This window comes from Streptomyces sp. WG5, from assembly GCF_049974565.1.
In the GTDB taxonomy this organism is placed as follows: domain Bacteria; phylum Actinomycetota; class Actinomycetes; order Streptomycetales; family Streptomycetaceae; genus Streptomyces.
Genome location: NZ_JBNGGC010000002.1, coordinates 330,213 through 352,632, shown reverse-complemented (window position 1 = coordinate 352,632; position 22,420 = coordinate 330,213). Strand labels below are relative to the sequence as shown.

19 protein-coding genes and 1 pseudogene are annotated in these 22,420 nt (G+C 74.6%); 9 read left to right on the top strand and 11 right to left on the bottom strand.

All coding sequences use genetic code 11. From position 1 onward, the window contains the following. The first annotated feature begins 292 nt into the window (after positions 1-292). Genes ACP4IX_RS03540 through ACP4IX_RS03530 form a run of 3 tightly spaced genes read left to right on the top strand, consistent with a single transcriptional unit; the run spans position 293 to position 3,340 of the window. Positions 293-799, top strand: coding sequence for an SRPBCC family protein (locus ACP4IX_RS03540; protein ID WP_426519980.1), 507 nt, complete (start codon positions 293-295; stop codon positions 797-799). Next, on the top strand, positions 792-2,411 hold the full coding sequence (locus tag ACP4IX_RS03535; protein ID WP_426519982.1) for a phytoene desaturase family protein: 1,620 nt from the start codon (positions 792-794) through the stop codon (positions 2,409-2,411). Before ACP4IX_RS03540 ends, ACP4IX_RS03535 begins: the two co-directional genes overlap by 8 nt. Positions 2,412-2,458: 47 nt before the next feature. Then, positions 2,459-3,340 (top strand): SDR family oxidoreductase, encoded by an 882-nt coding sequence (locus ACP4IX_RS03530; protein WP_426554730.1) that lies wholly within the window; start codon positions 2,459-2,461, stop codon positions 3,338-3,340. Positions 3,341-3,512: 172 nt separating this feature from the next. On the opposite strand, the gene ACP4IX_RS03525 is transcribed toward ACP4IX_RS03530, so the two are convergent. The 3 genes and pseudogenes from ACP4IX_RS03525 to ACP4IX_RS03515 form a co-directional block, all read right to left on the bottom strand. Continuing rightward, entirely contained in the window at positions 3,513-5,066 is a 1,554-nt protein-coding gene (locus ACP4IX_RS03525; RefSeq protein ID WP_426554729.1) for an FAD-dependent oxidoreductase, read from the bottom strand. A gap of 194 nt (positions 5,067-5,260) precedes the next feature. Further along, positions 5,261-5,989: pseudogene (locus tag ACP4IX_RS03520) on the bottom strand (methyltransferase domain-containing protein); the annotation flags it as partial. Between the two features lie 39 nt (positions 5,990-6,028). Next, positions 6,029-7,237, bottom strand: a complete 1,209-nt coding sequence (locus tag ACP4IX_RS03515; protein ID WP_426554728.1) for a lycopene cyclase family protein — start codon at positions 7,235-7,237, stop codon at positions 6,029-6,031. 508 nt (positions 7,238-7,745) lie between these two features. Between ACP4IX_RS03515 and crtI the strand changes: the two genes are divergently transcribed. From crtI to ACP4IX_RS03495, 4 genes are read left to right on the top strand one after another with little or no spacing between them, the layout of a single operon-like run. After that, positions 7,746-9,263 (top strand): phytoene desaturase family protein, encoded by a 1,518-nt coding sequence (gene crtI, locus ACP4IX_RS03510; RefSeq protein WP_426554727.1) that lies wholly within the window; start codon positions 7,746-7,748, stop codon positions 9,261-9,263. Further along, positions 9,260-10,267, top strand: coding sequence for a phytoene/squalene synthase family protein (locus tag ACP4IX_RS03505; protein WP_426519992.1), 1,008 nt, complete (start codon positions 9,260-9,262; stop codon positions 10,265-10,267). The genes crtI and ACP4IX_RS03505 overlap by 4 nt, the downstream gene beginning before the upstream one ends. Next, positions 10,264-11,286: a DUF5914 domain-containing protein gene (locus tag ACP4IX_RS03500; protein ID WP_426554726.1), complete on the top strand. Its 1,023-nt coding sequence runs from the start codon at positions 10,264-10,266 to the stop codon at positions 11,284-11,286. The genes ACP4IX_RS03505 and ACP4IX_RS03500 overlap by 4 nt, the downstream gene beginning before the upstream one ends. Positions 11,287-11,300: 14 nt before the next feature. Then, complete coding sequence (locus ACP4IX_RS03495; RefSeq protein ID WP_426519996.1) at positions 11,301-11,792, top strand: MSMEG_6728 family protein; 492 nt, start codon at positions 11,301-11,303, stop codon at positions 11,790-11,792. A 2-nt stretch (positions 11,793-11,794) separates the two neighbouring features. On the opposite strand, the gene ACP4IX_RS03490 is transcribed toward ACP4IX_RS03495, so the two are convergent. Then, positions 11,795-12,544: a hypothetical protein gene (locus ACP4IX_RS03490; RefSeq protein ID WP_426554725.1), complete on the bottom strand. Its 750-nt coding sequence runs from the start codon at positions 12,542-12,544 to the stop codon at positions 11,795-11,797. Between the two features lie 215 nt (positions 12,545-12,759). Here ACP4IX_RS03490 and ACP4IX_RS03485 point away from each other — a divergent pair, with 215 nt between their 5' ends. Beyond that, positions 12,760-13,701, top strand: a complete 942-nt coding sequence (locus ACP4IX_RS03485; RefSeq protein ID WP_426554724.1) for a DMT family transporter — start codon at positions 12,760-12,762, stop codon at positions 13,699-13,701. On the opposite strand, the gene proP is transcribed toward ACP4IX_RS03485, so the two are convergent. The 6 genes from proP to ACP4IX_RS03455 form a co-directional block, all read right to left on the bottom strand. Further along, the gene (gene proP / locus ACP4IX_RS03480; RefSeq protein ID WP_426554723.1) at positions 13,665-15,200 is read right to left on the bottom strand and encodes a glycine betaine/L-proline transporter ProP; all 1,536 of its coding nucleotides are present in this window, start codon (positions 15,198-15,200) and stop codon (positions 13,665-13,667) included. The two genes, ACP4IX_RS03485 and proP, sit on opposite strands and share 37 nt — an antisense overlap. Before the next feature lie 187 nt (positions 15,201-15,387). Further along, a complete protein-coding gene (locus ACP4IX_RS03475; protein ID WP_426554722.1) occupies positions 15,388-15,981 on the bottom strand; it encodes an exonuclease domain-containing protein in 594 nt (197 codons plus the stop codon). A gap of 66 nt (positions 15,982-16,047) precedes the next feature. Further along, complete coding sequence (locus tag ACP4IX_RS03470) at positions 16,048-18,117, bottom strand: iron ABC transporter permease (RefSeq protein WP_426554721.1); 2,070 nt, start codon at positions 18,115-18,117, stop codon at positions 16,048-16,050. Between the two features lie 7 nt (positions 18,118-18,124). Continuing rightward, a complete protein-coding gene (locus ACP4IX_RS03465) occupies positions 18,125-19,111 on the bottom strand; it encodes an iron-siderophore ABC transporter substrate-binding protein (protein ID WP_426520008.1) in 987 nt (328 codons plus the stop codon). Beyond that, positions 19,108-19,968 carry an ABC transporter ATP-binding protein gene (locus ACP4IX_RS03460; protein WP_426520010.1) on the bottom strand — a complete coding sequence of 287 codons (861 nt, stop codon included), beginning with the start codon at positions 19,966-19,968 and terminating at the stop codon, positions 19,108-19,110. The genes ACP4IX_RS03465 and ACP4IX_RS03460 overlap by 4 nt, the downstream gene beginning before the upstream one ends. A gap of 177 nt (positions 19,969-20,145) precedes the next feature. After that, complete coding sequence (locus tag ACP4IX_RS03455) at positions 20,146-21,327, bottom strand: spore photoproduct lyase family protein (protein WP_426554720.1); 1,182 nt, start codon at positions 21,325-21,327, stop codon at positions 20,146-20,148. 170 nt (positions 21,328-21,497) lie between these two features. Between ACP4IX_RS03455 and ACP4IX_RS03450 the strand changes: the two genes are divergently transcribed. After that, a complete protein-coding gene (locus ACP4IX_RS03450) occupies positions 21,498-21,683 on the top strand; it encodes a hypothetical protein (protein WP_426520014.1) in 186 nt (61 codons plus the stop codon). Positions 21,684-21,767: 84 nt separating this feature from the next. Here the strand turns inward: ACP4IX_RS03450 and ACP4IX_RS03445 are convergent, their stop codons facing one another. Next, entirely contained in the window at positions 21,768-22,409 is a 642-nt protein-coding gene (locus ACP4IX_RS03445; protein WP_426520016.1) for a sugar O-acetyltransferase, read from the bottom strand. Positions 22,410-22,420: the final 11 nt, after the last annotated feature.

Sequence of the window (22,420 nt, the reverse complement as noted above, 5' to 3'; positions counted from 1 at the left end):
CCGTCCCTCGCCGCCGGCGGCCCCTTCACGGCGGCCCCTTCACGTCCGGCGGCCCCTTCACGTGCTGCGGTCCCTTCACGTGCTGCGGTCCCTTCACGTCCTGCGGCACCGTCCACGTATGCGTGGCACCGGCGTCCTGCGCCGCGCCGTGGGAGGCCAGGTACTCCGGGTCGGGCCGCCGCTCCTCGCACCGTCGCGGGGGAGTGCCCCGACCACCCCGGTTGGCCGGTCGCGGACGGGGCACTCAGTGCTGCGTCCTTGCAGAGACGGCTTCTGGACGCGGGAGGCAGGCGTGGCGGTTCGGCATCGGTTGATCCAGGCGAGCCCGCAGGCGGTGTGGGACGTGCTGGCGGACGGCAACCAGTACGTGGAGTGGGTGGTGGGCCCGTCCGAGGTCACCCCCAGGACCGGACAGTGGCCGCAGGTCGGCGCGACGATCGCGTACGAGGTGCACATCGGGCCGGTGCGGCTGAACAACGAGTCGGTGGTCAGACACTGCGTCGAGGGCTCCGTGCTCGAGCTCGAGGCGAAGGCGGGCAGGCTCGGCACGGCCCGGATCGCCATCGAGCTGCGCCCCTGGGGCGACCAGTGCCTGGTGCTCGTGGACGAACACCCGCTGCGCGGTCCCGGCGGCCTGCTGCACAACGTGGGTGTCGAGGCGCTGATCCAGGTGCGGCACCGCGCGATGCTCGCCCGGCTCGCCCGGCTGTGCGAGTCCCAGGCAGGGGACCAGTGCCGGCCGGATCCGCCGGAGTCGGCCGGCAGCGTGGAGTTCGGGTCGGGCGGCGGCCGTGCCTGACGCCGTCGTGATCGGGGCCGGCCCCAACGGGCTGGTGGCGGCGAACCTGCTGGCGGACGCCGGCTGGAGCGTGGAGGTTCTGGAGGAGCAGCCCGAGCCGGGCGGAGCGGTGCGCCACGACGGCGAGGTCGCCCCCGGTTTCGTCAACGACCTGTTCAGCTCCTTCTATCCGCTCGCCGCCGCCTCCCCGGTCCTCAGCGGACTGCGACTGGAGGACCACGGGCTGCGCTGGGGCCACGCTCCCCACGTGCTCGCCCACCCCCTGACCGACGGCAGGTGCGCGGTCCTCGACCGCGACGTCGGTACCACCGCCGCCTCCCTCGACGCCTTCGCGCCCGGGGACGGCGCCGCCTGGGACCGCCTGCACGAGGTGTGGGACCGCTACCGGGCCGACATCCTGGACGCCCTCTTCACGCCCTTCCCCCCGGTCCGGGCCGGCGCCCGGCTGGCCCTGCGGCTGCGCGGCGGGGGCGGGCTCCGGCTGGCGCGCACCCTGGTGCTGCCGGTGCGCCGCCTGGGCGAGGAGGAGTTCCGCGGCGAGGGCGGCAAACTGCTCCTGGCCGGCAACGCCCTGCACGCCGACCTCGCGCCCGAGGCCGCCGGAAGCGGCGGCTTCGGCTGGCTCATGTCGATGCTCGGACAGACCTACGGCTTTCCCGTACCGGTCGGCGGCTCCGGCGCCCTCACCGCCGCCCTGGTCCACCGGCTGCGGGCCCGCGGCGGCACCCTGCGCTGCGGGGAGCGCGTCGAGCACGTCCTGGTCCGGGGCCGGCGCGCGGTGGGCGTCCGCACGGCCGGCGGGCAGACGGTCGCCGCCCGGCGCGCCGTACTCGCCGACGTGTCCGTACCCGCCCTCTACGGCGATCTCGTCGCGCCGGAGCACCTGCCGGACCAGGTCCTCGCCGACCTGCGGCGCTTCCAGTGGGACTTCGCCACCTTCAAGGTGGACTGGGCGCTGGACGGCCCCGTGCCCTGGCGGTGCGAGGACGCGGCCCGGGCCGGGACCGTGCATCTGGCCGACGGTCTCGACGAGCTGACCCGGTTCGCCGCCCAGATCGCCATGCGGCAGGTCCCCGACCGCCCCTTCTCGCTGTTCGGACAGATGACGACCACGGACCCGACCCGCTCACCGCGCGGCACCGAGTCCGCCTGGGCCTACACCCACGTCCCCCACGACATCCGGGGCGACGCCGGCGACGAGGGCATCACCGGCAGCTGGGACACCGGGGAGCGGGAACGCATGGCCGACCGCGTCGAACGCCAGGTGGAACGCTTCGCACCCGGCTTCCGGACGCTGATCCGGTCCCGCCGCGTGCTGGCCCCGCCGGCCCTCCAGGCCATGAACGCCAACCTGGTGGGCGGCTCCATCAACGGGGGCACCACCGCCATGCACCAGCAGCTCGTCTTCCGGCCCGTGCCGGGCACCGGGCGGCCGGAGACCCCGGTGACCGGCCTCTTCCTCGCCTCCGCGGGCGCCCATCCGGGAGGCGGGGTGCACGGGGCGCCGGGGTCCAACGCCGCGCGCGCCGCCCTGCGCCAGCACCGGTTCGCCGGCCTCGCGCGCGTGCAACGCGGCCTCACCCGCCGCGACCGCACGGGTGACAAGCGGTGACGGCCGCGTGCGACCGCCCCCGCGTCCCCCGGGGGAAGAGCCGGCCGGTGACGGACAGCCCCCTCCGCGACCGCACCGTCGTGGTGACCGGCGCCGCACGCGGAGTGGGCGCCGCCCTGGCCCGCGAGTGCGCCCGCCGAGGGGCCCGGATCGCACTGCTCGGCCACGAGAAGCCGCGGCTGGACGCCCTGCTGGCGGAGCTGCCGGTCCCGGCGCTCGCCGTGGAGGCCGACGTCACCGACCCCGCCGCGCTGGACGACGCGGCCGGCGAGGTCCGCGGCCGTCTGGGGCCGCCGTCGGTCGTGGTGGCGAACGCGGGCATCGCGGAGGGCGGCCCGTTCGTCACCTCGGACCCGGCCGAGTGGCGACGCGTCGTCGACGTGAACCTGACCGGCAGCGCCCACACGGCCCGGGCCTTCCTGCCGGACCTGCTCCGCACCGCGGGATACCACCTCCAGGTCGCCTCACTGGCCTCACTCGGCGCCGCCCCCATGATGAGTGCGTACTGCGCCGCCAAAGCGGGCGTGGAGGCCTTCACCCACTCGCTGCGCGCCGAGGTGGCCCACCACGGGATCGCCGTGGGCATCGCCTACCTCAACTGGATCGACACCGACATGATCCGCGACGCCGACCGGCACGCGGTCCTGCGGGAGCTGCGCGCGCACATGCCGCCACCGGCCCGGCGCACCCTCCGGACGGACGACGTCGCCGCCACGCTGGTGCGCGCCGTGGAGCGCCGCCGTACCGCCGTGTACGTGCCCGGCTGGCTGCGCCTGGTCCAGGCAGGGCGCGGCGCCCTGCCGCCCGTGGTCATGCGGCTGTCCCGCCGCGAACTGCCCCGGATGGAGGCCGAGGGCGCCGTGAACCCCACCGGCCCGCTCGGCGCGGGCGGACGGGCCGACCGTGCGGCGCACGGGACGGGAGGGTAGGACCGCGGCCGCCGCGCGGCGGCCGCGCGGTGCAGCCCTCCCGGCCCGCCCCGTGACGTGGCGCCCGGCGAGGCGAACGCCACGGGCACCCGTGAACGGCCCCGGCCCGCGCGGGGTGCCGCCGCCCCGGTCCCGCGGCGCGGGCCACCGCCCGGCCGCCCCAGGCGTGGTGTCAGCGCCCCCCGAACCGTCGCGCCACGGCACGCAGCAGGGCGGACCGGCCCCGGTCCGGCACTGTCCACAGCGTCTCGCCGCGCACACCCCAGCGCTCCAGCAGGGCGTTGGCGGCGAGGAACCCCGAGGTGGCGGCGCGTTCCATCAGGGCCACGGGCAGATCCGTGCGGACCAGGTCCCCGGCGACCACGACGCACGGGTCGGGTGTGCGGACCGTCGGACGGTCGCGGTGGCCGCCGACGGTGAACAGCGGGCAGTCCGCCCGCCACTCGTGCCGCGCGGCGACCACGCGGGCCTTGCGGGTCTCCGGGTACACCCGGTGCAACTGATCGACGAGGCGCTTCTCCTCCACCTCCGGGAGCGCCGTCGACGGGAGGGCGTAGGCGTGGAGCTCGACGACCGACCCTCCGGTGCGCGCCGCCCAGCGCGCGGCCTCGCCCTCCCAGTGGGACAGCACGCTGACGTTGTCCAGCGAGCCGTAGCCGCTGGTGCCGAGGAAACCGGGCCGGCCGGACGCGACCGGACGGTCCAGCCACAGCCGGGAGACCAGGAAGGGCGGGGCGTTCCGCAGCCGCGCCACCCGCTCGCGCCACGCGGCGTCACCCAGGTGCGGTGAGCGGCCCACCACCTCCCGCAGGCCGCCGGTGTCCAGCGCGAGCACGACCCCGTCGTACGGCCGGGCACCGGCGGCGTCGACCACCAGGTGACTGCCGGGCGGACCGGGCCGGACGGCCTCGACGGACGTGCTCGTCCGCACCTCGGCCCCGTGCCGCGTCAGATGCCCGGCGAGCGGATCCCACAGCGCCTGCGGGAACGGCTCGCGGGGGACGTCGAACAGCAGTCCTTCGCTGGAGCCGAGGAAGTAGATGTGGAACATCAGCGCCATCTCCGCGGCCGACAGCTCCCGCGGGTCCGCGAAGAAGCTGCGGGAGAACACCTCGAAGGCCAGATGCCGCGCGGCCGCGGGGAAGCGCAGGGTGTCGAGGAAGTCGTGGGCGCTGACGTCGTCCAGCCGTTCGTGGACGCGGCGCGTGCTGACGTCGAGGAGCGGCAGTGCCGCGGCGGGACGCATGGCCAGCAGGTCGCGCGGCCTGAAGCAGGGGCTGAGGGCGACGAAGCCGAGGGCGCTGAACGGGGGAGTCCGCGGTACCCGGCGGAAACCGTCGCGCAGTCCGCTGCTGTGCCGCAGCGGATAGTCCGGCAGGCCGGTCAGCATGCCCAGTCCGGGATCGCAACGGCGCAGCAGACTCCGCAGGTTGTAGTACTGGCGGAAGAAGGCGTGGAAGCCCCGGCTCATCGTGGCGGGCGTGCCGTCGGGCAGTTCGACCGGCCGGCCCGCGACCCGGCCGCCGAGTACGGGCTCGCGCTCGTGGAGCACCACGCGCACCCCCCGCTCGGCGAGGACGGTCGCCGCCGCCAGCCCCGCGATGCCACCGCCGATCACCGCCACGGACGGCGGATCACCGGTCACCCGCGCCCGGCCCGGCCGGGGAGCGACGGCCTGTGCGCGCCGGTCCCGCCCGGGAGGCCGCGCCCCACCGGCCCGGCTCACCGGGCACCTCCTGTCTCCTTGCCGTGCGTCCGCGTGCGGTCGGCTCGCCGCCCGTGCGTCTCGGTGCGGGCCGTCTGCGTGCCGGTCGTCGGCGCACGGTCCGTCGCCGCGTGGCCCGTCCGCGTACGGCGGGCTCGCGGGCCGCCCGTGTGCGCCCGGTCCGTCCCGGCCCGGTCCCTCTCCGTGCGGCCCGTGCGCGTTCCGCCCGTCTCCGCGTCGGCGCGGCGGCCGACGAAGGTGTGGGTGATGCCCGTCTGCCAGCCCGGCAGCGGCAGGACCCGGACCCGCTCGAACCCGGCCCGGCCCAGCCGGGCGCCGAACGCGGGCGCGGTGTCGAACGCCGCGACGCTGCGCCACAGATGCCGGTAGAGGTCCCGGTCGCCCGTGGCCGTGCCCAGCGGCAGGATGACGCCCCGGCACACCGCGGCCCACATCAGGCGGTGCGCGCGCCGCCCACTGAGCGCGTACTCGTGCACCGCCAGCCTGCCCCCGGGAGCCAGCAGCCGGTGCACCGTACGCAGGACGGCGTCGGGGTCGGTCAGGTTCCGGAACAGGTAGGCGGCGAGAACGGCGTCGAAGGGCCCGCCCAGCTCGGCCCGGTGCAGTTCCTCCGCCGGGGCGTGCACGAAGCGCACCCTCGGCGGCCACCGCTTGGACTCGGCCCGCGCCAGCATGCCCGCCGAGGCGTCCACCCCCACGATCTCCGCGGCGGGGAAGGCCGCGGCCAGCGCCGCCGTCGAGGCGCCCGTGCCGCAGCCCAGGTCCAGCACCCGGCGGCCGGCGCCGCCGTCCGCGAGGCCGAGCCGGCGGGCGGAGCGGCGCAACTGGGCGTGGTATCCCGGGTTGAGCGCGACCAGGCGGTCGTAGCGGCCGGCGCCGTGGTCGAAGGCGGCGGTCAGCGCGGCGTCGCGCAGCAAGGGCATCGGCACTCCTTCTGACGGGGTCTCTCGGACCGGCGGCTTTCAGCGGACGGGGATGTGGCGACGCGGCAGCCACGGCAGCTCCGCGGCCGTACGCAGCATCGGCAGGACAGGGGTGCGCATCCCGACCGCGACGTCCTCGTACAGCCGGGACCGCCCGTCGAGGAAGCGCAGCAGCCGCCCGGCGGGTACGCGGTCGAACAGCCGGAAGAAGAGGTCGGGGCCGTCCACCCGCCCGGTCCCCAGCGCGCGCAGCAGCACCGCGTCCATCAGCCGGGCCCGCGCCGGGTGCGGGGGCGGCGGCACGGGGCGGCGGCCCGCGCGCACGGCGCGGGCGATGGCGTCGGACTGCCGCTGCACGGCGGCGAACGCGTACCCGGTGGAGGCGCGCGTGGCCCCACCCGCGACGCCGATCCGGAAGACGGCGCCGGAGCCCCGGGCCCGCCGCTCGAAGACGGCGTCGGTCATCGGGATCACCCCCTGCTCCGTCGACAGGATCTCCGTGGCGCCGGTGCGCAGGACGCGGCGCGTGTAGTCCTCGAGCGCGCTGTCGTACGCGCCGGACGTCAGCGGTGCCGGCCCGAACTCGGTGTACTCGACGAGTGCGGTGTGCCGGCCGGTCGGGAGGACGTAGCCGAAGGACAGGCCGTGCGCCGGCTGAACGGTGCGGAAGTCCATCAGCTCGACCACCCCCGGATCGAAGACCGGCTGCCGCGTGCGGACGAACCAGCCGCGGAAGTGCTGGAGGAGGCGGGTGCGGGCCGGCGGCGGACGGTCCGGCGGGCGGGAGTCGAAGACCCAGCGGGCGCGCAGGCCCGCCCGGGCCCCGGCGGCGTCCGTGGCGGGCACGCACGCGGTTCCGTCCGGCAGGGTGGTCACCGTGCCGACGGTGGCCTCCAGACGCCGCACCCCGGGCCGGTCCTTCAGGTCGCGGTCCACCAGCGCCTCGAAGTCGTCCGAGCGGATCATCTTGTAGCGCGCGGGCGCGATGTGCCGCAGGACGACCGCCCCGTCCCGGCCGCGCACCCGCAGCCACTCCCACGACGCCGTCGTCGCCGGGTCGAAGCGGCCGGGGCCCGACTCCCAGAAGCACCAGGTGCGGCGCGGTGCCCGCAGCGGGCCGGGCGGCGGATCGATCAGGACCACGGAGGGCACCGCCCGGTGCGGTGCGTCCGCCGGGGCCGGGAGCCGGTGGGCCAGGGACAGCCCCGCGGCCCCGGCACCGACGACGACGATGTCCGCGTCGACCACGGAATCTCCTTTCCGTCCGCCTGCCTGCCCGTCCGCCCGTCCGCCCGCCGTGGTCGGACCGGCGTACGACGTCCGGGTACGACGGCCCTGTACGGCAGCGTGTACGACGACGTGTACGACGAGCGTGCGACGGCTCGGTTCCGCCGGAGTATTCCGCCCCCGCGCGGCCCGCGGAGGCACGGCGCGCTGGACGGCCCGGCGCGGCTGCCCACCCGGCGCGGCGGACACCCGCCGGACGGGTGACTGCCGGGCGTGAACGGGCCTGGGCGGCGTCGCGCCGGAGGCGACGGGGGAAGGCATGACGCCGGGTCACCCACCGGCGGCGGCCCATGACCGACGACGGACGGTGCGTTCGCGGCGCGCCGTCCGCCCGACGCGGCGGCGGCCGACGGGCCCGGCACGGCCCACCGCCGCGGCCGACGACGAGAGGATCCGGGATGCGCCAGGGAACGGCCGGCCACGGCCGGGAACACCCGCGGGACCGGCCGCCCACGGGAGGGGACCCGCGATGACACGGACGGTGACCGGCCGCACCGACCACGTCGTGGTCGTCGGGGCGGGGCTCGCGGGTCTGTCGGCCGCACTGCACCTGCTGGGCGCCGGACGGCGGGTGACGGTCGTGGAACGCGACCCGCTGCCCGGCGGCCGCGCCGGACGGCGCGAGCTCGGCGGCTACCGCCTCGACACGGGCCCGACCGTGCTGACGATGCCCCATCTGGCCGACGAGGCGTTCGCCGCCGTCGGCGACCGGCTGGCCGACCGCGTCGAACTCCTTCCCCTGCACCCCGCCTACCGGGCGTGCTTCGCCGACGGCGGCACGCTCGACGTCCACACCGGCGCGGACGCGATGGAGGCGGAGGTCGAACGGTTCGCCGGGGCCCGGGAGGCGGCCGGGTACCGGCGGCTGCGCGCCTGGCTGCGGCAGCTGTACGCCGTGCAGATGCGCCGGTTCATCGACACCAACTTCGACTCGCCGCTCGGCCTGCTCACCCCCGACCTGGCCCGGCTCGCCGCCCTCGGCGGCTTCGGCCGGCTGGACGCACGCATCGGACGGTTCCTGACGGACGAACGGCTGAAGCGGGTCTTCTCCTTCCAGGCCCTGTACGCCGGTGTCGCACCGGCCCGGGCGCTGGCCGCCTACGCCGTCATCGCCTACATGGACACCGTGGCCGGCGTGTACTTCCCGCGCGGCGGCATGCACGCCCTGCCCCGCGCCATGGCGGCCGCCGCCGCCGACGCCGGAGCCGACCTGCGCCTCGGCCGGGACGTCACCGGCCTGGAACGCTCCGGCAACCGCGTCACCGCGGTCGTCACCGCCCACGAACGCATCCCCTGCGACGCCGTCGTCCTCACCCCCGACCTGCCCGCCGCCCACCGGCTGCTGGGCCGCCGCCCGCGCCGCCCGCTCGGACTGCGGCACGCGCCCTCCGCCGTCGTCCTGCACGCCGGCACCACCCGCACCTGGCCGCACCTCGCCCACCACACCCTCTCCTTCGGCGCCGCGTGGCACCGGACCTTCGACGAGCTGACCCGGACCGGCACCCTCATGACCGACCCCTCCCTGCTGATCACCCGGCCCACCGCCGGCGACCCGTCCCTGGCCCCCGCGGGCCGCCACCTCCACTACGTCCTCGCGCCCTGCCCCAACACCTCCGTCGGGCCGGACGCCCGGGACTGGACCGACCTCGCCCCCCGCTACCGCGACCGCCTGCTCGCCACCCTGGAACGCCGGGGACTGGCCGGGATCGCCGCCGCCATCGAGGAGGAGTGCCTGGTGACGCCCGCCGACTGGACCGCCCAGGGACATGCCGCGGGCACGCCCTTCTCCGTCGCCCACACCTTCGCCCAGACGGGGCCCTTCCGCCCCCGCAACCTGGTGCGCGGCACGGACAACGCGGTCCTCGCGGGCTGCGGGACCACCCCGGGCGTCGGCGTGCCGACCGTGCTGATCTCCGGGAAGCTGGCCGCCGCCCGCATCACCGGAACACCGGCCCGCGCCACGGCGGTGAGGGGCGGGCACCGATGACCCACCGCGAACTGGACGCCGCGGGCATCACCGACCCGGTCCTGCGCGCCGCCTACACCCGCTGCCGGCTCCTCAACGCCCGCCACGGCCGCACCTACTTCCTGGCGACCCGTCTCCTGCCCGCCGACCGCAGGCCGGCCGTGCACGCCCTGTACGGGTTCGCGCGGTGGGCGGACGACATCGTCGACGACATGGGGGCGCAGGCGACGACCGCCGAGCGGGCGGCCACCCTCGCCCGCCTCGAAGAGCAGCTGCGGCAGGCGCTGACCGGTGCGCGGCCCGCCGCCGAGCCCGTGGTGCTCGCCCTGGCCGACACCGCCGCCCGGTACGCCATCGAACCGGCGCACTTCACCGACTTCATGGCCTCGATGCGCAGCGACCTCACGGTCACCGACTACGCCACCTACGACGACCTGCGCGCCTACATGCACGGCTCGGCCGCCGTCATCGGCCTGCAGATGCTGCCCGTGCTCGGCACCGTGACCTCCCGCGCCCGGGCCGCGCCGCACGCCGCCGCGCTCGGCGTCGCCTTCCAGCTGACCAACTTCCTGCGGGACGTCGGCGAGGACCTGGACCGCGGCCGGATCTACCTCCCGGCGGACCTGCTGGCCGCGCACGGCGTCCAGCGGGACCTGCTGCTGTGGAGCAGACGCACCGGCCGCCCCGACCGGCGCATCACCGCCGCGCTGCGAGCCGCCGAGGACCTCACCCGCGCCGTCTACCGCGAGGCCGCACCCGGACTCGCCATGCTGGACCCGGTCGCGCGGCCCTGCGTCCGCACCGCGTTCATCCTCTACCGGCACATCCTCGACGCCATCGCGGACGACGGGTACGCGGTACTGCACCGGCGCGCGGTGGTGCGCCGCCGACGGCGCGCGGCCGTCGCGGCCGACGGGCTCTCCCGCGTGCTCGCCGCCCGGCTGGGAGCGCGCGCCGCCGCGGCCCGCGGAGCCGCGCCGGTGCGGAGCCGGCCCGACGCCTGCTCCGCGAAGGAGACCGGATGAGTCCGAACCCCCGCCCGTACCGGGGACGGTCCCCCCTGCGGCTGCGCCGCCGCCCCGTCCCCTGGCAGGCCCAGCGGCCCACCTGGCGCGAGGCCCGGCCCGCCGTCATCGCCGCAGCCCTCGGACGGGCCCGGGCACGCCCCTCGGGCAACTGGTACGTCCTCGGCGCGAGCACCGGCGTACGGTCCACCCGCCCGCTGTCCGGCACGGTCGCCGGTGTCGAGGTCGTCGTCTGGCGGGACGCGCACGGGCGCCTGGTGGGCGGACCCGGTGTGTGCCCCCACCTCGGTGCCCCGTTGGCCGACAGCCCGGTGCGGTGCGGCACGCTCGTGTGCCACTGGCACGGACTCCCCCTGAGCGGCGCCTCGTTCGCCGGCTGGGAGCCCCTGCCGGTCCACGACGACGGCGTCCTGGTGTGGGTGCGGCTGGACGCGGTGGGGGCGGAGCCGCCGTCGCCGGCGCCCGTCGTACCCGCCAGGCCACCGCGGGCGGCGGCGCTGACGTCCGTCTGGCGCGGGGTCGGCGTCTGCGAGCCCGAGGACGTCGTCGCCAACCGGCTCGACCCGTGGCACGGCGCCTGGTTCCACCCGCACTCGTTCGTGGACCTCACCGTCGTCGAGGCACCCGACGGGACGACGGACGCCGACGAGGGCGCCGACCGCTTCGTCGTGGACGTCTCCTTCCGGCTCACCGGCCGGCTCGTCGTGCCCGTACGCGCCGAGTTCACCGCACCCGAGCCGCGCACCGTCGTCATGCGCATCACCGACGGCGAGGGCACCGGATCCGTCGTGGAGAGCCATGCCACGCCGCTGGGACCGGACGGGAGCGGCCGGCCGCGGACCGCGGTGGTCGAGGCGGTGCTGGCCACCTCGGACCGGCCGGGTTTCCCCGTGGCCCGCCGCCTGGCCCCCGCCCTGCGTCCGCTGATGCGCGCCGCCGCCGGCCGCCTGTGGCGCGACGACCTCGCCTACGCCGAACGCCGCAGACACCTGCGGGACCAGGGCCGGTTCCCCGGCTGACCGGAGAGGACAGCATGCAGACCTTCCTCCCCCACCCCGGTTTCCGGGAGTCGGCGCTGGCCCTGGACCGCCGTCGGCTGGGCAAACAGCGGGTCGAGGCGCTCCAGGTGCTGCGCGGCCTGACCGTGCCCGGCTACGGATGGCGCCGGCACCCGGCGGTGCGGATGTGGACGGGCTACGAGGAGGCACTCGTCCGGTACGGCCTGGAGGTCTGCCGGGTCTGGCGCGAACAGGGCCACCAGGACAGTTGCGCCGCCTCACTCGTCGCCGGACTCGCCGTGTGCCGTCCGCACGAGCCGGTGCGCGACCAGCCGGAGCTGGCGGACGCCGGGGAACTGCCGCCCTGGCTCGGGGACGACGCCTTCCACCGCAGCCACCGGTCGGCGCTGGTGCGCAAGGAGCCGGAGGTGTACGCCGAGCTGTTCCCCGGGGTCCCGGACGACCTGCCCTATGTGTGGCCGGCCTCGGACCGGGAGCGTGGGGAGGCGGGGAGCGGCGCCCCGTAGGGTCAGGCCCGCTGCTCGCCGGCCAGTTCCTTCATGTCCACGGTCTGGTCGGCGGGCGGCTGCTCGGGGCTCACCGGCTTGTTGTAGTCGCTGAAGGTGACGCTGCCCGGGTTCTCGCCGCCCTCGGTCGTGGTCTTCAGGATGTACGGCTCGCCCTCCGTGGCGACGTACAGGGCGAGGGTCTCGCCGGCCGAGCCCTTCTTCGTGAGCTCCAGGGCCTCCTCGCCGCCCACCTCGGTGGTGTCGCCGCGCTTCATGCCCTGGCGCTCGGACTTGTCCTCGTCCATGGCGGCGATGAAGCCCTGCTTGTCGCAGACCCCGGCGGTCGCGGCGTCGTTCGCCGGCATGCTCACCCACTTGTCCCGCAGCTTCGGCGCCATCTCCTGCGCCGCGTCGGGCTGCTGCTTCAGGGCGCTGCGCCAGTACTGCGCGTCACCGCGCAGGTAGAGCGTCGCGTCGGTGTGCCGCACGTCCGCCTTGCCCTCGCCGGTGCCGATGGTGCCCTGGCAGTTCTTCTCCTGGTCGACGGAGACGTCGATGGTGACGGTGCTGCCGTCCTCCAGACGGGTGTCCCCCTTCATGTGCAGGGACTTGGCCTGCTGGGTGGCCTCCACCGCCTTCGCGGCGATGTCGTCGGCGCTCTGCCCGTCGAACGGCTTGCTCTCGCCACCGGAATCGCCGCCGCAGCCGGCCAGAAGGGCGACGGAGACGCTCGCGGTCGCCACAGCGGTCGTCACTTTGAGGGTGCGCACTGGAAGTTCCTTCCCATGTCCGTTCATGCCCGTCAAATCCCTTGCTTTACCGATGTGTTGGCACCGGGAGGTTCCGACTACCCCGGATCCCCGTGGCATGCACCCGAAGGAGGAATCGTGACGACGGTGTGAGGGGCGCCGTCGGGGATTGGTCCCCGATGACGCCCTCGAAGTGGACCCCGTGACGGGCCGCCGTGCTTCCTAGCGTCGTGGGCATGAACGCCACCACCACGCGCGGAGCCCTGCTCGCCGCGCTCGCCTGTGTCCTCGTCGGAGGCTCCTTCACCGCCAACAGCCTGCTCGGTGACTACCCGTACGCGGGCGGCCAGTTCCTGCGCTACGGCCTGGCCTTCCTCCTGCTCGTCCCGCTCGCCGGCCCCGGCGCGACGACCCGGCTGCGCATGCTCGGGGCCGGCCGGTGGCTGCGCCTCGCGCTCCTCGCGGCCGTCGGCATGGTCGGCTTCAACCTGGCCGTCCTCGCCGCGGAACGCACGGCGGAACCGGCGGTCCCCGGCGTCTTCGTGGGCTGTGCGCCCGTGGTGGTCGCCGTCCTCGTTCCCCTCCTGGACGGACGCCGGCCGCAGCGCGTCGTGCTGTACGGGGCGTTGTTCGTGGCCGTCGGTGCCTTCACGGTCCAGGGCTGGGGGCGCACCGACGGCGCGGGCATCGCCTTCTCCGTGTGCGCCCTGGTCGGCGAGGTCGGATTCGCCGTCCTCGCCGTGCCCGTCCTGCGGCCCCTGGGCCCGCGGCTGCTGTCCACCGTGGTGTGTGGCGTCGCGGCGGCCGAGTCGGCGGTGGTCGGTCTCCTGGCCGACGGCGCCGGATGGCTGCGGCGGCCGGACGCGGTCGAGACCGGTGCGCTGCTGTGGCAGGCGGCGGTGGTCACCGTCGTCGGGTTCGTGTGCTGGTACATGGGCATGCAGCGGATCGGGGCCGAGCGCGCCACCCTGTTCTCCGGCCTGATCCCGGTCGCCGCGGCGTGCACGGCACCGCTCGTCGGCACGGGCTCCTACGGCGCCGCGCAGGCCGTGGGCAGCGCCCTGGTCTGCGCCGGGGTCGCGGTGGGGTCGGGTGCCGCGTCGCTGCGGTTCGCGCGCCGGGACCGTGTCCCCAGGGCGCGTCAGCGGGCCTCGGAGCGCTCCTTGGAGAACCGGTAGAGGTCCTTCGAGGTGGTGATGAGTTCCCGCTGCTCCTGCCGGGAGCCGACCATGGGCTGCGAGCCGTTCAGCGGAACCTGAGCGCTCTCCGGCAGGAACCTGACGGTCACCAGGCCGATGGCACCGGCCACCATCAGGTAGTAGGCGGGCATCAAGTCGTTGCCGGTGACGCTCACCAGCGCCTCGGTGAGCAGCGGCGTGGTGCCTCCGAAGGCCGCGACGGCGAAGTTGAAGCCGATGCCCATGGCCGCGTAGCGCACCGCGGTCGGGAACAGCGCCGGCAGCGTGGCGGCACTCGGCGCGGCGAAGCAGGCCAGCAGGGTGGCGAGGAGCAGCACCCCGGCGACCGGCGCCCAGGTGCCGTCCGACTTCAGCAGCAGGAAGGCGGGAACGGCGAGGACGATCATCGCGACGGCTCCGACGGCGTACAGCGGGCGGCGGCCGACGTGGTCGCTGAGCCGCCCGAGGAAGGTGATCAGCAGCACGATCCACACCATGCCGATCAGCACCAGCACGTCGGCGAAGCCGCTGGAGCGGCCCAGGGTCTCCGTCTGGTACGTGGGCAGGTAGCCGGTGACCATGTAGTTGGTGACGTTGTAGAGCAGCACCAGGCCCATGCAGATCAGCAGCGGACGCCAGTGCTTCCTGATGATGGTCTTGAACTCGCTGCCCGCCGACTCCTGGGCCAGGCTCTTCTCGTGCTCGTCGAGCTGCTGCTGGAAGGCGGGCGACTCCTCCAGCTTGAGCCGCATGTACAGGCCGATGAGGCCCAGCGGGCCGGCGATCAGGAACGGGACGCGCCAGCCCCAGTCGAGCATCTGGCCGTCGGTCAGCGCCAGGTTCAGCACGGTGACCAGCGCGGAGCCGAGGGCGTAGCCGACGAAGGTGCCGAAGTCGAGCCAGCTGGAGAGGAACCCGCGCCGCCGGTCGGGTGAGTACTCGGCGACGAAGGTGGTGGCGCCGCCGTACTCGCCGCCGGTGGAGAAGCCCTGGAGCATGCGGGCGAGCAGCAGCAGGACCGGGGCGGCGATGCCGATGCCGGCGTAGCTCGGGATGAGGCCGATGGAGAAGGTGCCGACCGCCATCAGGATCATGGTGGTGGCGAGCACCTTCTGCCGGCCGATGCGGTCCCCGAGCGGGCCGAAGAAGAGGCCGCCGAGCGGGCGCACGACGAAGGCCGCGGCGAAGGTGGCGAAGGAGGAGATGACCTGCGCGGTCGGGGAGGCACCGGGGAAGAACACCTTGCCGATGGTGGCGGCCAGGTAGCTGTAGACGCCGAAGTCGAACCACTCCATGCAGTTGCCGAGTGCCGAGGCCCCGACCGCGCGCTTGAGCAGCGGTCCCTCGACGACCTGGACGTCGTCCTCGTGGAAGGCGCCCTTGTTGCGGCGGAGCCGGCGGGTCAGTTCCTCGCGCACCTGCCGCGGCAGGTGCGCGACCGTACTCGGCACCTTCACCCGGCCGAGGGGGCCGGGCCCGCCGTCAGGCTTGGCGTTCACCACGCTGCCGCCTTTCTGTCGCTTCACCACGATTCGCCTGAGCAATTCTGTGCCGCAATGATCGTGCGACGCATGCCGGAAGCTGCTGCCCGGGTCCACGGGGGGGCGCATTCCAGCAGCGGGTCACGCCGCGAACCGGGACCTGCCCGACGCGCCGACGGGAGGCGGCAGCCCTCCCTCGGCTCCGTCAGGTCCTGGGCCAGTCGCCCCGGTCGGCCAGGTGGAGCACCAGCGCCGCGATGTTCCAGGCGTCGTCCACACCCCGGTGGTGCCGACCCTGGAGCGGCAGCCCGGCGAGTTCGAGCGCCCACGCCATGCCGGGCCTCCCGCGCAGCCCGTGGGCCTCGGTGAAGACCGCCTTGGCGTTGGTGTGCGTGCGCTCGGCCGGACGGCCGAAGGGGTACGCCACCCCGTCCGCCGCGCACTGGCGGACGAACTGGTGCCGGTCGTGGTCGCCCCAGCTCGCCCAGGGCCGTACGCCGGCACCGTGGACGCGCGTCAGCGTGTCGCAGGCCTGGGCGAAACTCACGCCCGTGTCGGCCTCGGCCTGGGTGATGCCGGTCGGTCCGGCACAGAAACGGCTGACCCGGGAGCGGACGGGCCGCACCAGGACGCGGTGCCGGGCCACCCGCTCCCGGGCGTCGAGGTCCACCACGGCGAGCCCGATCTCGATGATCTCGCTCACCGCACCGGGCGGCGGCTGCCCCTCCCAGCAGGTGGCCTCCAGGTCGATGACGTTCAGCAGGCCGTCGTGGCCCCCGCCCGCGGCGCGTCGGTCCATCCCGGCACCGTACGAGGGCACACGGCCTCCGTCACCCGGTTTCCGGCCGAGCGCCGCGAACGGTACCTATCGGCGGCTCCGCACCAGCAGGTACAGGAAGTACGGCGTACCGATGACCGCCGTCATGATTCCGGCGCCGAGCTGGGCCGGGGCGATCACCGTACGCCCGATCAGGTCGGCCGTGCAGACCAGCGTGGCGCCGAGGAGGATCGCGACCGGCACGACCCGTACGTGCCGCCGGCCCACGAGGGCGCGGGCCGCGTGCGGGGCCACCAGACCGACGAAGCCGATGGTGCCCGCACAGGCCACGGCCGCCGAGCTGAGCACGACGCTCAGCACGAGGAAGCCGAGGCGGCCCGGTGCCAGCCGCAGGCCGAGCAGGCGCGGGGTGTCCTCGTCCAGCGAGACCAGGTCCAGCTCGGTGCGCCGGGCGACCGCCACACCGATCCCGACGACCAGCGCCAGCACGACCGGCACGACGTCCGGCATGGTCCGTCCGTAGGTGGAACCCGACAGCCAGGTCAGCGCCTTCGTCGAGTTGAACGGATCGGTGAGCACGATCAGCAGGCTGATCAGTGCCGTCGTCGCGGCGGCGACGCCGATACCGACCAGGACCAGCCGGTTCTGCTGGAAGCCGCCCCGGGCGGCGAGCCCGAAGACGAGCACCGCGGTGACAGCGGAGCCCGCGAACGCCGCCCCGGCGATCCCCCACGTCCCGGCGGCCGGCACGGTCGTCACCAGCAGCACGGCACCCAGCGCGCCACCGCCGGAGACACCCAGGACGCTGGGCTCCGCGAGCGGGTTGCGGGTGACGGCCTGCACCAGCGTGCCGGACAGGGCGAGCGCCGCGCCCGCGCAGAGCGCGGCGAGCACCCGGGGAACCCGGGTGTCCAGCACGAAGGAGACGGTCCGGCCGGCCCGCCCCTGCGCCCAGTTGACGACGTCACCGAGCAGCAGCTTGCTGTCACCCACCAGCACGGCGGCGATCAGGAGGCCGATCAGGACGATGACCAGGACGGCCACGGTGACCAGGAACACCGTCCGGCTCGGGATGCGCAGCCGGTCCGGGGCGCCGGAGCCGGCCGTGTCCCGCAGCCGCAGTGCCATGACGACCAGGAACACGGCGCCGACCAGGCTGGTCACGACACCCGTGGGCACCGCCACCGCGAGGTCGTCGGCGACGAACGTCCGCAGCAGCACGTCCGAACCGAGGACCAGGGCCGCGCCGGTGAGCGCGGCCGCGGGCATGGAGGTACGGGACCGTGCGTAGCCGCGGAACCGGCGGGCGAGCGGACGGACGAGGGCGGGCGCGCACAGGCCGACGAATCCGATCGGCCCGGCGAGCGTGACCGCGGCGGCTGACAGCAGGGCCGCCAGGACGACGACCGTGACCCGGGTGGCCCGGACCGGGACACCCAGCCCTCGCGCGGCGTCGTCGCCGAGCGCCAGGGCGTCCACCCGGCGGGCCGTCAGCAGCAGACCGGCCAGCCCGACGACGGTGACGGGCAGCATCTGCAGGACGCCGTCGAAACCGTTCTGGCCGATGCTGCCCTGGTTCCACTGGTAGAGGCCGTCCGTCTGCTCGGGGAAGAGCAGGAGCAGTCCCTCCGTCATGGAGTTCAGGCCCAGCATCAGCGCGGTGCCGGCGAGCACGAGCCGGACGGCGCCCGTACCGAGGCCGGACAGACCGAGCACGACGGCCGCCGCCGCCAGGCCGCCGGCGAAGGCGACGCCGGAGGAGGCGATCATCGGGAGTGAGACGCCGGTGACACCGGCCAGCCCGAGCGCCAGGTAGGAGCCCGCGTTCACCGCCAGGGTGTCGGGGGAGGCGAGCACATTGCGGCTGACCTTCTGGAGCGCGGCGCCGGCCATGCCGAGGGCGGCGCCGACCAGGAGGCCGGCGGTCATCCGGGGCAGCCGGGACGCGATCACGACGGACGCGTCGTCGGGGTCCGCCTGCCCGGTCAGGGCTTTGAAGACCTCGGCCGGTCCGGCGGCGGCGGTGCCCTGAGCGATGTCGACGACGGCGAGGACGGCGACCAGCAGGACGAGCCCGGCCGTCACCGCGGCCGCGCCCGACCGGGACGTGGGAGCCGTCGACGGACGGACGGCGGGTTCGGTTGCGGTGACGGCCATGACCCCGCTACTTCGTCAGCGAGCCGACGACGGAGTCGATGTACGCCTCCATCGACCCGGGACCACCGAACATCCAGATCCCGTCGTCCAGCCGGTGCACGTCGCCGGCCTTCACGAACGGCAGGGACGTCCACACCGAGTTCTTGGTCAGCGCGCCGGTGAACGGGGTGCTGTTCTTGTCCCCGTCGTTGGCGATGTAGACGAACTGGACGCCCTCGGGCAGCGCGGTCAGGCCCTCGACGTCGGTGGAGGCGAGGCCGTAGTTCTCGTCGCCCTTCATCGTCCAGGCGTTCTTCAGGCCGAGCGCCTCGTTGATCTCACCGAAGAGCGACGTCGCGGTGTAGGGGCGGATCGAGACCTGGTTGGAGGTCACGTAGCCGTCGGCGAAGGCGATCTCCTTGCCGGCCGTCCCGGCGTCGGCCAGGGCCTGCTTGCCCTCGGCGACCTTCGCCTCGAAACCCTCGCGGATCGTCCTGGCCTTGTCCGTGGTGCCGGTGGCCTCGGCGATGAGGTCCACGTTGTCGAGCATCTGCCCGATCTGGTCGGCGGGGTCGGCGGACTTCACCTCCAGCACCGGGGCGACCTGGCGCAGCTGCTTCACGGCGGCGGGCGGCAGGTCCGTGGTGGCGACGATGAGGTCGGGGGAGAGGGACGCGACGGTGTCCATGCTCGGCTCACCGCGCGTGCCGATGTCCTTGGGGTCGTTCTTCAGCGGGACCGCGGTGTTCCACGTCTTGTAGCCCTTGACGTCCGCGACGCCGACCGGGTCGACACCCAGCGAGACGAGGCTCTCGACGACGTTCCACTCGGTGGCGACGACCTTGGTGGCCGGGCCGTCGAGCTTCACCTCGGTGCCCTTGCCGTCCTTGAGGGTGATGGTTTCCGAGGCGGCCTTCTCCTCGGACCTGTCGGCGGCGGGCTCGGTGGTGCCGCAGGCGGCAAGGGTGAGCGCCGCGGCGGTGGTGGCGGCCGCGGTGAGCAGGAGGCGTCTCATGAGGTGGTGCCGAGCCTTTCGGTTCGTATGTGGTGGCGGCCGAGCGGGCGGGTGCGCAGCCGGCCGGTCAGGGGGTCGGTGTCGACGTCGATCCGGATGCCGTAGACGGCGCTCAGTCGTTCCGGCGTCAGCACGTCCTCGGGCAGGCCGTCGGCGACGATCCGGCCCGCTTCGAGGAGCGTGATCCGGTCGGCGACGGCCGCCGCCTGGTCGAGGTCGTGCAGGACGACCCCGACGGCGATCCCGTGGTCGTCCGCCAGATCGCGGATCAGGTCGAGGAGTTCTACCTGGTAACGCAGGTCGAGATAGGTGGTCGGTTCGTCCAGGAGCAGCACGCCGGTCTCCTGCGCGAGGCAGCTCGCGAGCCACACCCGCTGCAACTGCCCGCCGGACAGGTGGTCGGCGCCGCGGTCGGCGAGTGCGTCGACGCCGGTGAGCGCGAGCGCCCGGTCGACGGCGGCCGGGCCGTCCGGATCCGGCCGCCCCCAGCGGCCCCGGTACGGATAGCGGCCGAACTCGACGACGTCCCGCACGGTCAGCCCGCCGGGAGTCGGGCGCGCCTGCGTCAGCAGGGCGACGTACCGCGAGAACTCACGGGACGTCAGCGCCAGGCCGTCGGTGTCGCCGTCGATCCTGAGCGTGGCGCTGCGGGCACGCTGCAGTCGGGCGACGGTCCGCAGCAGCGTCGACTTCCCGCTGCCGTTCGGACCCACCAGAACGGTCACTTCACCGGGCCTGAGCCTGACCGCGGCGTCGTGCACGACATCGACGCCGTCGTACGACACGGTCACACCCGTCGCCGACAGCTCATGACCGCGCAGGCGCGGCGTACCGGCTGCGTCTTCACCGAATCTCACGTGGCGAAGGTTAGCCTAACCTAAAAACCGCTGGTAGAGGCGGGGGTCGCACGACGCGGTGGCCACCGCCCCGTGCCGTACGCGCCGGAGCGGCCGGCGCACTCAACTCGCTTGCGGTGACCGGGGATTGCGCATTCCCGCCCGATGACCGGGGATTGTGCGGAACTGCCCAAAGTCTCAGAAGGCGTACCGGACACGCAGCCACGGTGCGTGGGCGGCGACGAGGACACGGAGCCGCTCGACCGCGGCGGCCTTGACCCCGTTGCGGTATCGCACGTTGAGCGCGCCGTTCTCCGAGCGTTTGGCCTGCTGGACCTCCGGCCGCCACAGCACCTCCTCGGCACGCGGATGCCACCCCAGGTTGACCTCGTGCAGCTCCCGGTTGTGCGTCAGCATGATCACCTCGGCGGCGGCCTGCCGCTTGACCCGGTCCGGCAGGACGTCGTCGAGGTGCCGCAGCAGCTCCGCCCAGTCCTCCTCCCAGCCGGGCCGCACCACCACGGGGGAGAGGTTGAAGTGGACCTCGTAGCCGGCGTCCAGGAAGTCGCCGGCCGCGGCGATGCGCTCGGCGACCGGGGAGGTGCGTACGTCCAGCAGCCGGGAGTCGTCCGGTGGCATCACGGAGAAGCGGATCCGGGTCCGGCCGCGCGGGTCGAGGGCGAGCAGGTCGGGGTTGACGAACTTGGTGGCGAAGGACGCCTTGGCCGTCGGCCACTGTCCGAAGGCACGCACCAGGTCCGCGGTGTTGTCGCAGATCAGGGCGTCCACCGAGCAGTCGCCGTTCTCGCCGACGTCGTACACCCAGGCGTCCGGGTCGCACTGGTTCGGCTCGGGCTTGGGTCCCTGCCGGGCGATGTGCCGGCCGAGGTGGGCGATGATCCGGTCGATGTTGGTGAAGACGGTGACCGGGTTGGCGTACCCCTTGCGGCGCGGCACGTAGCAGTAGGCGCAGGCCATCGCGCAGCCGTTGGAGGCGCCGGGGGCGATCCAGTCCGCGGACCGGCCGTTGGGGCGTGTCGTCAGCGTCTTCCGTTCGCCCAGGACGAGCGTCTCGCCCTTGACCCGTACCCAGCGCTCGACGTTGCCCTCGTTGCCGTGCAGGCCGGGGATGCGCCAGTGGGAGTCCACCTCGATGACGCGGGCCTCGGGGAACCGGGCGATCACCTGCCGGCCGCGCGCGGACGCCGCTGCCGCCGGCTCGGCGTGGATCTCCCGCACCGGAAGCAGGCGGCGGGCCGCGGCGGAGTCCCGGAAGAGCGGTCCGGCGGCGGGCGGCGGGGCCGGCGGCCCGGGCGCCAGGGCGTCGAGACCGAACAGGGTGCCGGAGCCGTCGTCCGGTGCGGTGGACGGGTCGCGCATGGGTGCTCCGGTGCGAGGGTGCTGAACGGACCGGCCTCGGCGTCGGCGCGCCGCGGGCGGTCCCGGTCCCTCCACTGTACGAAAGTGCGCGGTGCCCGCCGCCGTGTCACGCACCCCGTCGGGGGCATACGCGTGACACGGCACCGGTCCGGCGCCCCGGAACCGAAGGGATGCATACCGTGCTCGCCATCATCGCGGCGGTCCTGTTCCTCATCGCCTGGCTGATCAACGCGGCGGAGATCTCGACCAACGACATCTTCACCTCCACCGACGTCATGCTCGTCGGCCTCGCTCTGCCGGCCCTGCACGTCGCCGGGATCGGCAGCGGGTGGGCGAGGCGCGGGCGCCGACGCTGAGCCACAGCCCCAGGACCACCTACCGCCGTGCGTACCGCGTCATGTGCCGGTCCGCGACGGGAGTCGCCGACCGCCCGGCGAGGGTCACCCGACATCCCGGCGCAGGGTGCGGGGCGGACGGTAGGTCCACTCCCGGTCGGCGTCGGTGATCTCGCGTACGACCCGCGCCGGTGTCCCGGCGACCACCACCATGGGCGGCACGTGCGCCGTCACCACGCTGCCCGCGCCGACCACCGAGCCCCGGCCGACGGTGACCCCCGGCATGATCAGCGCGCCGGCCCCGATCCACACGTCGTCCTCGATCCGCACCGGCGCGGAGAACTGCGTACCGTCCCTGCGCAGCTCCGGGTGGACGGGGTGCCCGGTGGTGCTGATGGTCACGTGCGGGGCGAACATCACCCGGTCCCCGACGAAGACCTCGACGTCGTCGACGAGGGTGAGGCCGAAGTTGACGTACACGTCGTCGCCCAGGTGCACACGGTTGCCGTAGGCCACGTGCAGCGGCGGCTCGATCCACACCCCCGTGCCCAGCGAGGCGAGCATCTCCTTCAGGATGGAACGGCGGCCCTCCTCGTCCCGGGCACCGGTCCGGTTGTAGGCGTCGGCCAGCTCCTTGCCCCGCAGCCGCTCCTCCGCCAGGCCCTCCAGGCCCGGCGCGCCGTCCGAGTAGAGCTCCTGCGCCGCCATTCTGCGGCGGACCTCGGTCTCTCGCGGGTCGGTCGTCATGTGGCCTCCTT

Coding starts and splice junctions, on each gene's coding strand:
- crtI (WP_426554727.1), top strand. CDS start 7,746: ATGACACGGACGGTGACCGGCCGCACCGACCACGTCGTGGTCGTCGGG.
- ACP4IX_RS03505 (WP_426519992.1), top strand. CDS start 9,260: ATGACCCACCGCGAACTGGACGCCGCGGGCATCACCGACCCGGTCCTG.
- ACP4IX_RS03500 (WP_426554726.1), top strand. CDS start 10,264: ATGAGTCCGAACCCCCGCCCGTACCGGGGACGGTCCCCCCTGCGGCTG.
- ACP4IX_RS03495 (WP_426519996.1), top strand. CDS start 11,301: ATGCAGACCTTCCTCCCCCACCCCGGTTTCCGGGAGTCGGCGCTGGCC.
- ACP4IX_RS03485 (WP_426554724.1), top strand. CDS start 12,760: ATGAACGCCACCACCACGCGCGGAGCCCTGCTCGCCGCGCTCGCCTGT.
- ACP4IX_RS03475 (WP_426554722.1), bottom strand. CDS start 15,981: ATGGACCGACGCGCCGCGGGCGGGGGCCACGACGGCCTGCTGAACGTC.
- ACP4IX_RS03470 (WP_426554721.1), bottom strand. CDS start 18,117: ATGGCCGTCACCGCAACCGAACCCGCCGTCCGTCCGTCGACGGCTCCC.
- ACP4IX_RS03465 (WP_426520008.1), bottom strand. CDS start 19,111: ATGAGACGCCTCCTGCTCACCGCGGCCGCCACCACCGCCGCGGCGCTC.
- ACP4IX_RS03455 (WP_426554720.1), bottom strand. CDS start 21,327: ATGCGCGACCCGTCCACCGCACCGGACGACGGCTCCGGCACCCTGTTC.
- ACP4IX_RS03450 (WP_426520014.1), top strand. CDS start 21,498: ATGCATACCGTGCTCGCCATCATCGCGGCGGTCCTGTTCCTCATCGCC.
- ACP4IX_RS03445 (WP_426520016.1), bottom strand. CDS start 22,409: ATGACGACCGACCCGCGAGAGACCGAGGTCCGCCGCAGAATGGCGGCG.